Source organism: Bacillus sp. 03113 (assembly GCF_006546985.1).
Taxonomy (GTDB): Bacteria; Bacillota; Bacilli; order Bacillales; family Cytobacillaceae; genus VATK01.
In genome coordinates this window covers 344,246-356,113 of the sequence record NZ_VATK01000001.1, presented here as the reverse complement: position 1 = coordinate 356,113, position 11,868 = coordinate 344,246, and the positions used below count along the sequence as shown (strand labels likewise).

At 36.9% G+C, this 11,868-nt stretch carries 13 protein-coding genes; 1 reads left to right on the top strand and 12 read right to left on the bottom strand.

All coding sequences use genetic code 11. The annotated features are described in order from the left end of the window. Positions 1-301: 301 nt before the first annotated feature. Entirely contained in the window at positions 302-649 is a 348-nt protein-coding gene (ssb, locus tag FDO66_RS03385; protein WP_141430989.1) for a single-stranded DNA-binding protein, read from the bottom strand. Between the two features lie 263 nt (positions 650-912). Between ssb and FDO66_RS03380 the strand changes: the two genes are divergently transcribed. Then, positions 913-1,341, top strand: coding sequence for a YwpF-like family protein (locus tag FDO66_RS03380; protein WP_141430988.1), 429 nt, complete (start codon positions 913-915; stop codon positions 1,339-1,341). 57 nt (positions 1,342-1,398) lie between these two features. On the opposite strand, the gene FDO66_RS03375 is transcribed toward FDO66_RS03380, so the two are convergent. From FDO66_RS03375 to FDO66_RS03325, 11 genes are all read right to left on the bottom strand, one after another. Next, complete coding sequence (locus FDO66_RS03375; protein ID WP_141430987.1) at positions 1,399-1,665, bottom strand: hypothetical protein; 267 nt, start codon at positions 1,663-1,665, stop codon at positions 1,399-1,401. A 366-nt stretch (positions 1,666-2,031) separates the two neighbouring features. Continuing rightward, positions 2,032-2,460 (bottom strand): 3-hydroxyacyl-ACP dehydratase FabZ, encoded by a 429-nt coding sequence (gene fabZ, locus FDO66_RS03370; protein WP_141430986.1) that lies wholly within the window; start codon positions 2,458-2,460, stop codon positions 2,032-2,034. Between the two features lie 81 nt (positions 2,461-2,541). After that, on the bottom strand, positions 2,542-2,823 hold the full coding sequence (locus FDO66_RS03365; protein ID WP_141430985.1) for a DNA-directed RNA polymerase subunit beta: 282 nt from the start codon (positions 2,821-2,823) through the stop codon (positions 2,542-2,544). Positions 2,824-2,837: 14 nt separating this feature from the next. Then, on the bottom strand, positions 2,838-3,683 hold the full coding sequence (locus FDO66_RS03360; protein WP_141430984.1) for a flagellar hook-basal body protein: 846 nt from the start codon (positions 3,681-3,683) through the stop codon (positions 2,838-2,840). Positions 3,684-3,727: 44 nt separating this feature from the next. After that, the gene (locus FDO66_RS03355; RefSeq protein ID WP_141430983.1) at positions 3,728-4,561 is read right to left on the bottom strand and encodes a flagellar hook-basal body protein; all 834 of its coding nucleotides are present in this window, start codon (positions 4,559-4,561) and stop codon (positions 3,728-3,730) included. Positions 4,562-4,775: 214 nt separating this feature from the next. After that, positions 4,776-5,777: a rod shape-determining protein gene (mreB, locus tag FDO66_RS03350; protein WP_141430982.1), complete on the bottom strand. Its 1,002-nt coding sequence runs from the start codon at positions 5,775-5,777 to the stop codon at positions 4,776-4,778. A gap of 581 nt (positions 5,778-6,358) precedes the next feature. Continuing rightward, a complete protein-coding gene (gene spoIIID / locus FDO66_RS03345; protein ID WP_141430981.1) occupies positions 6,359-6,631 on the bottom strand; it encodes a sporulation transcriptional regulator SpoIIID in 273 nt (90 codons plus the stop codon). A gap of 500 nt (positions 6,632-7,131) precedes the next feature. After that, complete coding sequence (gene spoIIQ / locus FDO66_RS03340; RefSeq protein ID WP_141430980.1) at positions 7,132-8,046, bottom strand: stage II sporulation protein SpoIIQ; 915 nt, start codon at positions 8,044-8,046, stop codon at positions 7,132-7,134. A 163-nt stretch (positions 8,047-8,209) separates the two neighbouring features. After that, positions 8,210-9,226, bottom strand: a complete 1,017-nt coding sequence (gene spoIID / locus FDO66_RS03335) for a stage II sporulation protein D (protein WP_258535552.1) — start codon at positions 9,224-9,226, stop codon at positions 8,210-8,212. 494 nt (positions 9,227-9,720) lie between these two features. Then, on the bottom strand, positions 9,721-11,031 hold the full coding sequence (gene murA / locus FDO66_RS03330; protein WP_141430979.1) for a UDP-N-acetylglucosamine 1-carboxyvinyltransferase: 1,311 nt from the start codon (positions 11,029-11,031) through the stop codon (positions 9,721-9,723). 33 nt (positions 11,032-11,064) lie between these two features. Then, positions 11,065-11,799, bottom strand: a complete 735-nt coding sequence (locus tag FDO66_RS03325; RefSeq protein WP_141430978.1) for a YwmB family TATA-box binding protein — start codon at positions 11,797-11,799, stop codon at positions 11,065-11,067. Positions 11,800-11,868 lie beyond the last annotated feature (69 nt).

Genomic DNA, 11,868 nt, shown 5'->3' with positions numbered 1-11,868 from the left:
ATTGATTTTTTATAATGAAAGATTAAATATAGGGGCACATAAGTTTAGTAGTCCATTTGTTAAGAAGTCATTTGAGTCTTACTAAGGAAGAATAGGGGGATGCGAATTAGTTCACTGCTGTAAAGAACCATTTTGAATAGCTGGATGAGCTTGTATAAGGGAGCTGGTTAACAGATGTTCAATTTGTCATACTCTCGTATGTAAGTTGATCCATTTTTCATTTGTCTTTCCTTGCATGCGAATAATTGTCTCCATTAGACTTTCAATATGAGAGGATTGTGGCAAAGAAAACTCTCTCCTTTCAAATGAATTCATTTTGGTCTTCCATTGGTTTTGAATCTAAAAACTTAACCAATTCAGCAACTACCTCTGTGACATATACTCTTTTTCCATCTTGATTGTTATAGTTTCTCGTTTGAATTCTGCCTGTAATGCCAATTAATGATCCCTTCCGGCAATATTGCACCGTATTTTCCGCTGTTTTTTTCCATAACGTACATTGAACAAAATCAGCATCGAAATCGCCATTTTGATTTCGATAATTACGATTGACTGCAACCGTTACATTTGTCACGTACGTCCCATCTGGTGTGACCTTTAAATCAGGATTCCTTGTAAGCCTCCCGACTAAAGTGACTTGATTGATCATTTATGCTCTCCTTTCTCTTTAATACCCTTATCTTACAAAGATGATACGTTCATGTAAAATGAAGGGAATGCTATTTTGAAGGGAAAATGAAAGGGAAAATATCATTTTCTATATATAAAAATGATATTTTTCCCTTTATTTTTGTAGGCTTCTTTCTTTAATACACCTTTTTTTATAAATATAAAGATTTTTTATCAACTAGGTTTTCGTGATTGAAAATGCTATAATTTTGATCAATGAAAGCTGTGATTGGAGGTACTTAAATGAAAACTTTTAAGTTAATTACGCTTCAAATCGTCGAGGATGAGCAATTAGTGGATGTAGAGCTTATAGATGGGTTAATTATTAATAAAGAGGACGATCAAGGTAGATGGTTAATTGAAGCCTATACGGATAAGGGTAATTGTGACTATTTTCAAAAAGCTATGAAAGAAAATCATCTGCTAACCGTGCAGGCAGTCATTACAAAAAAAGAAAATACGCCAGCTGCCTTTAAAACCCAGGTTCGGTCTATCAATCCATTTGATAAACATGTGAGCATTTTGCTTGAGGGTCCTTTAGTAAGATCGCGAAATAATTATGCTCAACTACTGCTTAAAGAGCTAATTCAAAAAGGAGTCTCTGGCGAGGATCTAATTGTTCAGTTTAATGAATTAATGAAACAAAAGCCTTCATTTAAAGCTATTAATTAAGAAAAAAGTGCAGGTATCTTAAGAAGCAGGACAGGTGCTGAGCCCCTGTCCTTTGCTTTATTGATCTAGGTTGTCTTTATCATTTCTGTCAACTCTATCTTCGATAACGTCTTCTTGTGGTGTATTTTGATCTTCCACAACATCGCCATTCATACCATTATTGGTATCATTTGCATCGTTTAGATCAGTATCATTCACATTATCATCTACACGATCCTCGACATCATTTTCTGGAGGAGGCTCCTGGTCGTTTACATTACAGCCTGCTACCATGACTGCTGCTAATACTGATCCACTAATTAATGCTAACAGCTTTTTCTTCATAAATTGTGTAGCTCCTTTCTAAATATATTTATCTCATTTTGACCACTACTTTATCGGTCTTCTGTTATCTTGTCCAATTCTCATCACAACTTGCATATTTTTTTCAATTTCTAGTGATCTCTAGATTTACGCAAAAAAAGAGCCCTTCAATGAAGTGGCTCCTTTTACTCTAGTGCTTTTACGCCTTTCTTATTGTCTAGCTACAGTACCTAGCCGCTCGGATCATAAGCCACAATACTACAAAAATCAGGATTTTCTGCGTATTGCGTCTTATGTCTGTCGCGGCTGATCAAGGCACTTCCGACGTAGAGGATGTACGAGTGCCGATTTGCCATAGGACGTGGCGCCCTTAATCGGCCGCTGTTCTTATTTCGCACCTAAGGCAAACATAATTTCAACTTCGCAGACGATTTCTCCATCTACTGTTGCTGTACCTTTCCCTTTTCCAATCGATCCTCTCACACGTGTCATTTCTACTTCAAGACGGAGTTGATCTCCAGGTACAACCTGTTTTTTAAATCGACAATTATCAATTCCTGTAAAAAATGCTAGACGTCCTTTATTTTCTTCTTTTTTCAGCATAGCTACAGCTCCAACTTGCGCAAGAGCTTCAACAATTAAAACGCCCGGCATAACAGGATAATCAGGAAAATGACCGTTAAAGAATTCTTCATTTGCGGTCACATTTTTAATACCTACTGCCTTTTGTCCTTCCACTACCTCTAAAATACGATCGACAAGTAAAAAAGGGTATCGATGTGGAATGATTTCTTTAATTTGTTTAATATCTAACATTGTTATTGACTCCCCTTCGTAATCAAAATAAATACCTACTATGTACGTTCAAAAAGGAAGGGATTCATACCCTTCCTGCATTTATTCTTTATCAACGAGATCGATGATATGTGTCCAAGTGGATTTATGAAAGACATCAGACGGCTTACCTTGTCCTATCACCCCATAGCCAATTACAGCTCCAGCTATAGTACTTAGGAAAATCAGTATTAAAACAATTATAACCCGAAGCCATATTGGAATCAGACGAACCCGAATACGCCGTTTTGATTGAACGTCCTTTTTGCCTTTCATATTTTGTTCTTGTTTATGCTGTTCCCTTGTTTTTTTGATTGCTTCTTGGTTATGAATGTTTACTGACATAAATAAATTCCCCTTTAACGAATCCCATTTACTAGACCCATCATTTGATCGGCTAGTGTTACGGATCTTGTTTGAAACTGATAGGCACGCTCGGTACTTATTAAATCTGTCAATTCCTTTGATAAATCCACATTTGATTGCTCTAATGATTTTTGCTCAATAGAAATTTCATTACGTAACGGACCATTTAGCTCAGTGAAAATATCGGCCGTCGTTACATTTATTTCAGGCATATTCTCAGGTAGACTGTAAAGATTTTCACCTTTTTGTTCTAGAAACTGTGGTCTTTTGACATATGTAACACCTAAATTAAAGTTTTGCTCAGTATTATTATCAAGAACCACTGTTAAACGTCCGTTTGACGAGATCGTATATTCCTTAGCTGATCGTGCATTTATCGTAATAGGTTGATTATTTTCATCTAATATGGGATAACCTTTACTTGTGACTAGCAAAGCTTCATTTTCTGAAATCAGAGATAAGGAAAAAGCGCCGTCACGTGTATATTGAATCTGTGAATTTTCACCTTGCTGTACCAATACACGGTACATCTGACCCTGTTTTGTAAAAGCTGTATCAAGACTTCGATCCGTATTTTTTATCGCCGCTTGAGAAAAAATCAACTGTGTTTGAGACAATTTTGCACCAGTACCCTGCCGAATTCCATTTGGTGTGAATCTGTTTACCTCTTTGCTTTGATGCCTTTGATTATTTACTTGTTGAAAAAGGAGATCCGAAAAAGTTGCATCTCTTTTTTTATACCCAGTTGTATCGACATTGGCAATATTTTGACTAATAGTATCGATTTGCTTTTGCATCTGGGATAAGGTATTAGTTGCTGTGATCATTGTTCTATTCATATCTCTTCCCCTTTTTCGGGATCATTTTTTAACAATTTGTTTCTCTATAGTTTACCGATTTCATTGACTGCTTTTTCCATACTTCGGTCATATGCTTGCAATACTTTTTGATTAGCTTCAAAAGCGCGGTATGAAGTCATCATATCTGTCATCGTTCTAGAAGTATCCACATTGGAGCCTTCTAAAAATCCTTGCTGAAGCTTAAACTGAACGCCCTGTGCATTAAAAGCATTAGCTAGCTGATTCCCATTTTCTGTTCGAAAGAGGCCGTCCCCTTCTTTAATTAAAGCATACGGATTATTCGTATAACCTATACCTAATCTTGCTGTTTCTCCACCAACTCCGATTACTATACCTTGGTCATTCACAGCAAATTGATCACTTGAAAGCCGAATCTGATTCCCTTGATCATCTAAGACATATAAACCGCTTGCTGTCGTTAAAAACCCTTGTGCATCTATTGTAAAATCACCATTTCGTGTATAAAGAAGCTCCCCTGACGGATGTTGAATGGTGAAAAATACAGATCCTTTTTCATTGTTATTGTTTAATGGCATATTCACATCGACTAAAGCCAAATCCGTTTTCTGCTCAGTTTCCCTTAAATCGCCTTGCATAAAGAGAGGAATGGTTTCCTGCAAGTACACCCCTGTATGAAGAGGACCAATCGTTTCTCCTACCGTTGTATTCAACTGACCTTCAACTGGAACTTTCGTTTTGTCGATTCTTTTTAATAGCATTTCAGGAAAGGCTCTTAAAACCGTTTGATCTGCTTTATATCCTGGTGTGTTAACATTCGCCATATTATTCGAAAGCATTTCCGTTCTTCTTTGCTGAGCAAGCATTCCAGAGGCAGCCGTATAAAATCCTCTAAACATAACTCCACCTCAATTTTTTGTTGAGTTTTATTCCATACTATATACTTCTATTATAAAAAAAAATCCTCGAATAAACATTATATTTTTGAAGAAAAACGTCTAGGTTTGTATCATTATGTTTTTCATGTAAAAATAACCTGCATGATATATGCTTATCACACAGGTTATGTCCGCTTAATTAGTATCATAATATGATGCTATATAGATCTGATCATCATCCAAATTTTCTTTTAGGCAGCTTATCAATGTTATCAAGCATGATACCTGTTCCTATTGCAACACAGTCCATAGGATTTTCAGCTACAAGAACAGGAACCTTCAATTCTTCTGCAAGAAGCATATCAATGCCATGAAGCAGAGCACCGCCTCCTGTTAATATCACACCACGGTCAATGATATCAGCAGATAATTCTGGTGGAGTACGCTCAAGAACGCTTTTTGCTGCATGAACAATAACATACACAGATTCTCGTAATGCTTGTTCAATCTCCTGAGAATATACCGTAATCGTTCTCGGTAGACCAGAGACCATATCGCGTCCGCGAATTTCCATGGATTCATTGCGTGAGTTAGGGAAAACCGTACCAATATTGATTTTAATATTTTCCGCCGTCCGTTCACCTATTAATAGCTTATATTCTCTTTTAATATAGTTTAGAATTTCAGTATCAAACTTATCCCCTGCCATTTTTATGGAAGAAGATGTAACGATATCCCCCATTGATAAAACGGCTACATCCGTCGTACCACCACCAATATCTACAACCATATTGCCGCTCGGCTGAAAAATATCCATGCCTGCTCCAATTGCCGCGACCTTTGGCTCTTCTTCTAAATATATTTTTTTACCGCCGCTTTTTTCAGCTGCTTCTTTAATCGCCTTTTGTTCAACGCTTGTAATATTGGTTGGGCAGCAAATTAAAATACGAAGCTTTGATAGCATTCCTTTTACACTGAGCTTATTGATAAAATGTCTAAGCATCGCTTCTGTTACGTCAAAATCAGCGATAACACCATCTTTGAGCGGACGAATAGCCACGATATTTCCTGGCGTACGTCCAACCATTTTACGAGCTTCTTCTCCTACTGCTAGAACTCTGTTTGTATTTTTATCTAAAGCTACCACCGATGGTTCATTTAATACAATCCCGCGACCTTTAACATGAATTAATACATTAGCCGTTCCTAAGTCAATCCCAATATCCCTAGCAAACATTCTCTTATTCTTCCTCCTTGAACTATTGGTCAGATGCTTCCTCTTGCATCTTTAGAGCTTATTCTTATTTTTTATTCTCATTATGTTTTATAGGATTAATTCCTAATATGTACGCATGGACAAAGCTCCTGCAATTGTTAATATAAGGTTCCTTTCTAAAACACAATTTAATGAAACTTCATATCTCTTAATTTTTTTTTCAAAGGATCCATTTTTTTATATTGATCCTTAATAAGGATAACAGTTCCATTTTTTTCTATTTAAGTAGTTCTTTATGCATTCTTCTAAGAAGCAAGTCCTATCTATCCTAATTGTATATTTTAACACATTTAAAGTAAAATAAATGATTGCATGTAAAAATTTAACCGTTTTTTCTACAAAATTTTTAAATACAAATAGGCGATCTTAAAGCATCACGCCAGGTGCTTTTGCCGCCTACTCGTATTTATTCTGATAAATATAATTTTTTTTAAGGTAGACTGGTGTCTAGTTTCATCGCTGATCAAAGCGCCTCCGACGTACAGGATGTACGAGTGCCGATGAAGACATAAGGACGTGGCGTTTTTAATCGGCCGCTTTTCTTATTGCACTGTTTCTTCTTCTAGTTCTTCTTTTTGATATTTAAGCTTTGTGGCTTCTCCTCCACGTAAATGTCGAATGGATTTATGATAATCGAGTATTTCTTTTACCTCATTTGCAAGATCCGGATTAATTTCAGGAAGCCTTTCGGTTAAGTCTTTATGGACTGTACTTTTGGATACGCCAAACTCCTTCGCTATCACGCGAACTGTTTTCCTCGTCTCCACGATATACTTTCCAATCTTGATAGTTCTCTCTTTGATGTAATCGTGCACACCACTCGCCCTCCCTAAGTTGGATGTGAGAAGTGTGAAATGAGACTCGCTTCGGTTTTTGAAATACTTCATTCCGCATTCGATTGTTTTTATGCGGCAGAAAGCCTCAGCCTTCTGAGCTTACAAAGAATAATCAAGTCCTCAACTAAATATGTGTTATCTTCAAAACGATTCCTCACCTCAAACACTCTCTTTGCAGGTTTGTAACAGTTTATTAGCTTGGATGAGGATATATGCACAAAAAACTTAATAGGGACAAGGAATCCTTCAATTTTATGTAGCTTTTTTATTCATTAGCTACTTTTTTCAAATAGAAATTAGTCATAAAAAAAAGGATACCCAAAAAGTGTCGAGTATCCATTTACTTTTCCACATATTGTCTAGCTTCAGGCGCCTAGCCCTTGTGAAAAATAACCCTTTGTCTCAAAAAGCAAAAAGCGCTTTTGAAGCCAAATGAACATTTTTCTTCAGGGCTTATCAAGGCGCTTCCGCTTTTCTTTTTATCCATTAGTGTTTTCTGTTTCAGATGTGTTATTGCTGTTATCTGAAGGAACACTATGCTCATCTAAGTTTGTATTTGAGTCAGTGCTATTATCTTCTTTTTCGACAGCTTTATCATCTGTTGTGCTGTTGTTATTAGATTTGTTTTCTTCAACAGCATCATTTCCTTGAGATTTTCCACTGTCATCAGCCACTTTATTTTCCTTTGTTACATCAGCCTCTTGTAAAGAACTTAAAGGCTTGTTAAAGTACTCAAGTGGGTTTACTGGTACATCACCTTTGCGAATTTCAAAGTGTACATGGACGCCAGCTTCCTCATTAAACAAGCTTTTTCCAGCCGTAGCAAGAGCTTGTCCTTTTTTGACTTCGTCGCCAACCTTCACTTGAATGTCCTTCACAGATTGATAAATTGTGACAACATCCTTGCCATGATCAATTTCAATAACATTTCCAAGTACAGAATCCTCACGGACGTCTGTTACTGTTCCGCTAAGTGCAGCAACTACCTCAAAATCTTTCTCATCTTTATTGGAAATATCTACTCCAGTATTTGGATGATAAGCGTTATTAAAAAATACAAGTGCTGCTTCTTGATCCTTTTTATCGCTATCATTGTCATAGAATTGCTTTTTATAGACAACTGTATCAGGATTATCGACAGGCATTGTAATTTCCTCTAACGATTTGTTTACCTCAACTGCAGGTTCATTGTACGGTTTGCCTGGAATATCTGTTGCCTTATAATCGTATTCACCAGAATCCAAAGCATTTTTTGTACTATTTTGATACCATAGACCACCTGTAATAATGATTGCTGCACTTGCAAGATAAATAGCTGGGAATGTCCAACGCTTTTTAAATAAGCGCTTAATGCTGGAATCGTGAGAAGATCGTTTCTTTTCTTCCTCTCTCATTTATCATCACCTCAGCAATCATTCTGAACACATCTAGTCAATTATATACATGATGAAAAAAATTTTTTTACTCTTATTTTTCGACAATCTCAATAAAAATATACAAAAAAGAGACATCAAATTAATGTATTAATGTCTCTAAACGAAAGAGTAACGAATTTCTTTATTTTTTTGCTACAACCTTTGATAAAAGAGAGTCAGACTGTGATACTTCGATCCCTTTATAATAATACTTGACAATATCTTCATATTTGTTTCCTTCCTTGGCCATTCCATTCGCTCCATATTGACTCATTCCAACTCCATGACCATAGCCTTTTGTGGTAATAATGATTTGATTACCTGTTTGTTTCCAATCAAAATCGGTTGATTTGAGTGCTAATTTTTCCCTTATATCCTTACCGCTTATTTCTTTTCCATTTATATTGACGATCGCAACTCTTTTTCCTGCAGTTCTAGATACTACTTTTCCAATCGTTCCCTCATCTGTAAGTTTTACTCCTAATTTCTGCTCAAATTCCGTTTTAGGAATCACTTTCTGTCCTTCGAATTTTGGAGATTTTTTATCCCATGGGCTTTCTACACTCGTTAAGTACGGCAATCCATGTGTCCAAATAGCATCAGAGTTTTCTGTATAGCCATTACTCGTTGAAAAAAAGGTAGCATCGATCGGAGCACCCTCGTAGGTTAATATTTTCCCTGCTGTCGTCTTCACTGCTGTCTCAATTTTGTCCATCTTCCATTTATAATCCGTTCCCCATTGTCTTCGTAATTCGTCTTTATTTTTGTAAACCTGATAAGCAGTCGTATCTAATACCATAGCCCCTTCAGGAAGTCCCAGCTTACTTTCCGATAGCATCTGCTTTACAATGTATGTTCTTGCAGTCAGAGCCTGTGCCTTTAGAGCCTCTTCTTCAAATTCAGCTGGCATTTCTGCAGCCACTACACCTGCTACATATTCTTCAAGTGGTACTTTTTCAAGATCCTTTTTTCCTGTTCGATAGACAACTACATCTACAGAAGGTCCTGGACTTGCTTCAGTTGTTTTTATTGGACTCTCACTAGCTTCCCCAAGCCGGCCATTTACTTTCTCCATAAAGGGGATGACTAGAAGAGAAGGAATGATTAGCGTTACGACAAAAAGGATAGCACCTAGTACCATAAAAGGTTTCCATTTCATGACGAGACCCTCCATATTCCTGAAATAAAGAGGCATTCATTTGCCTCTTCTCCTTTCATTCATATGGTTTTGGACAAGCAATTATGACCATGGATTATAAGGAAAAAGCATTGTAAAAAGGATAAAAAACATCTTCTAAAGTTATAACTTATCCATATAATGAAGTAATAAGAAAAGTGGAAGCGACTTGATCATCGACGTACAAACTGGAGGGCCTTCGCCTTAGCCGATTAGGTTTTTACGGGCAGTTTTTTATCCACTGAATAATTTTTTAGGTTATATCTTACTGCCCGTTAAAACGTGATTAAGGAAACACGATGAGCGACAGCGAATCGATGTTGACTTATCGTAGGGAGAAGACCTGAAGTTTGATAGTCGATAGGCGCTGGAGCTAGACACCAGTCTACCTTCAAAAATTTTATATACTTATCTTTTTACGAAAAAGACCGCAAATCAACTGTTATTGCTGATTGCGGTCTGGTATAAACCATATATTATGCATTTAAATCTGATACGAATGTTTTTGGAATAGAAGTAATTTCTTCTAGTTCGTTTACTCTTTCAATATCGGCACCAATTGAAGCTAATTTTTGATGAAAATTGACATAACCGCGGTCAAGATGCTTCAGCTCTGTTACCCGCGTCATTCCTTCCGCTACTAAACCAGATAGAATAAGTGCTGCTGCTGCTCTTAAATCGGTTGCAGCTACCTCTGCTCCTTGAAGATTAGATGGACCGTTTATTACAACAGAACGCCCTTCAATTTTAATATCACCATTCATACGGCGAAATTCTTCAACGTGCATAAAACGATTTTCAAATACCGTTTCCGTAATCATACTTGTGCCTTGCGCACGAAACAATAATGACATCATTTGTGACTGCATATCAGTTGGAAACCCAGGATGAGGCATTGTCTTTATATCAACTGCTTTTAAAATATCCGGACCTATAACACGAATTCCGTCATTTTCCTCTATAAACTGAACGCCCATTTCCTCCATTTTTGCAATTAAAGAAGTTAAATGTTCTGGAACAGCTCCCTGCACAAGAACATTTCCTCCTGTAATTGCAGCAGCGACCATGAACGTACCTGCTTCAATACGATCAGGAATGATATTATGTTCAGCACCGAATAATTGATCTACACCTTCTATACGAATAGAACCCGTGCCTGCTCCTCTGACCTTCGCTCCCATCTTATTTAAAAAGTTAGCTAAATCAACGATTTCTGGTTCTTTTGCTGCATTTTCAATGACTGTTGTTCCTTGAGCAAGTGTTGCAGCCATCATAATATTTTCAGTCGCACCTACACTAGGGAAATCTAAATAAATTTTTGCTCCCTGCAAACGATCTGCAACCGTTGCTTCGATAAAACCGTTCCCAACCTTCACTTCAGCACCCATTGCTTCAAATCCTTTTAAATGCTGATCAATTGGTCTTGATCCAATCGCACATCCTCCAGGCAGGGCAACACGTGCACGACCGTTCCTTGCCAATAAGGACCCCATAACAAGTACAGAAGCACGCATTTTACGAACATATTCAAACGGCGCTTCCACTTTTAACTCTCTTGATGCATCCACAATCACATGATTATTTGAAAACTCTACGTCGGCGTTTAAAAAGCGTAATACTTCATTGATCGTAAATACATCGGAGAGAGCTGGCACATCATGAATTACGCTTTTTCCGTCACTAGCTAATAATGTTGCGGCGATAACAGGTAATACAGCGTTCTTTGCACCTTCAACTTTTACAGTACCACTTAACCTTTTTCCGCCGCGGACGATGATTTTTTCCAAAATGTATTCCCCTCCGCGTCCAATTTCTCTATATTAATATTCAATCGTTATGATTGGTGTGCCAGCTACAATGGTAGTCTTAGCGCCCAATCCTTGCTTCCTAATTCCTAGTTGTAAGTTCATTGTTTTTCCTTTTGTTTCTATATTTTCAGCAAATTTTCTTGAATAAGCTGAAGTTGAAACAAAAGAATTTTCCTTTAAAGCTTCTATCTCATTTGCATCAAAAACATCAAGTAAATGCTTGGCATAATAAGGCAAAGCAACATTAATCTTATCATTAATTTCGCCTTTAATACAAGAGAAAATTGTTGTATCCTCTCGAAAAATAGCGTCTGCTTTTCGTTGGAATTCTTGTAATAAAAACTGTTCAGACTCCTTCTCCCAACCACTTCCGTTTACTTCATATATTATATACGATTCGGTAGTATTTGTTGTGTGAGCAGAAAGAATTAGAATGCTTTCATTTATTTTCTGGCTTGTTTTTAAAATCGCTTTTATTTTCGTTTTGTTTTCATCTGACTCGGTACTCCATTTTGCATTTGGGAAGCTTCGTCTCAGTTGATTTACATATGCTTCAATATTTGTTTGATTGTCCAATTTTTCTCTAGAATATAAAGACCATTCTTGTATGAAAATATTCTCGTTATGAAAAACCTCAGCTAAAGCCAGCAGGTCAAGCTCCTCTTCAGCTCCCGTCGGTTTATTTCCTACATTAAATAAAACAAAACAAATAATGAGTATCGTTGTTAAAAATCTATATTTCACCATAAACTCCTCCCCTTACTACCATTGTTTCCAAGGTACAAGGGAGCATACTTGGGAATTGTCGTCACTTTT

Excerpts from the sequence above, each read along its gene's own strand:
- FDO66_RS03380 (WP_141430988.1), top strand. The coding sequence starts at position 913 with ATGAAAACTTTTAAGTTAATTACGCTTCAAATCGTCGAGGATGAGCAA.
- mreB (WP_141430982.1), bottom strand. The coding sequence starts at position 5,777 with ATGTTTGCTAGGGATATTGGGATTGACTTAGGAACGGCTAATGTATTA.
- FDO66_RS03355 (WP_141430983.1), bottom strand. The coding sequence starts at position 4,561 with ATGTTTAGAGGATTTTATACGGCTGCCTCTGGAATGCTTGCTCAGCAA.
- spoIID (WP_258535552.1), bottom strand. The coding sequence starts at position 9,226 with ATGAAATGGAAACCTTTTATGGTACTAGGTGCTATCCTTTTTGTCGTA.
- FDO66_RS03360 (WP_141430984.1), bottom strand. The coding sequence starts at position 3,683 with ATGAATAGAACAATGATCACAGCAACTAATACCTTATCCCAGATGCAA.
- FDO66_RS03325 (WP_141430978.1), bottom strand. The coding sequence starts at position 11,799 with ATGGTGAAATATAGATTTTTAACAACGATACTCATTATTTGTTTTGTT.
- fabZ (WP_141430986.1), bottom strand. The coding sequence starts at position 2,460 with ATGTTAGATATTAAACAAATTAAAGAAATCATTCCACATCGATACCCT.
- spoIIQ (WP_141430980.1), bottom strand. The coding sequence starts at position 8,046 with ATGAGAGAGGAAGAAAAGAAACGATCTTCTCACGATTCCAGCATTAAG.
- ssb (WP_141430989.1), bottom strand. The coding sequence starts at position 649 with ATGATCAATCAAGTCACTTTAGTCGGGAGGCTTACAAGGAATCCTGAT.
- FDO66_RS03375 (WP_141430987.1), bottom strand. The coding sequence starts at position 1,665 with ATGAAGAAAAAGCTGTTAGCATTAATTAGTGGATCAGTATTAGCAGCA.
- FDO66_RS03365 (WP_141430985.1), bottom strand. The coding sequence starts at position 2,823 with ATGTCAGTAAACATTCATAACCAAGAAGCAATCAAAAAAACAAGGGAA.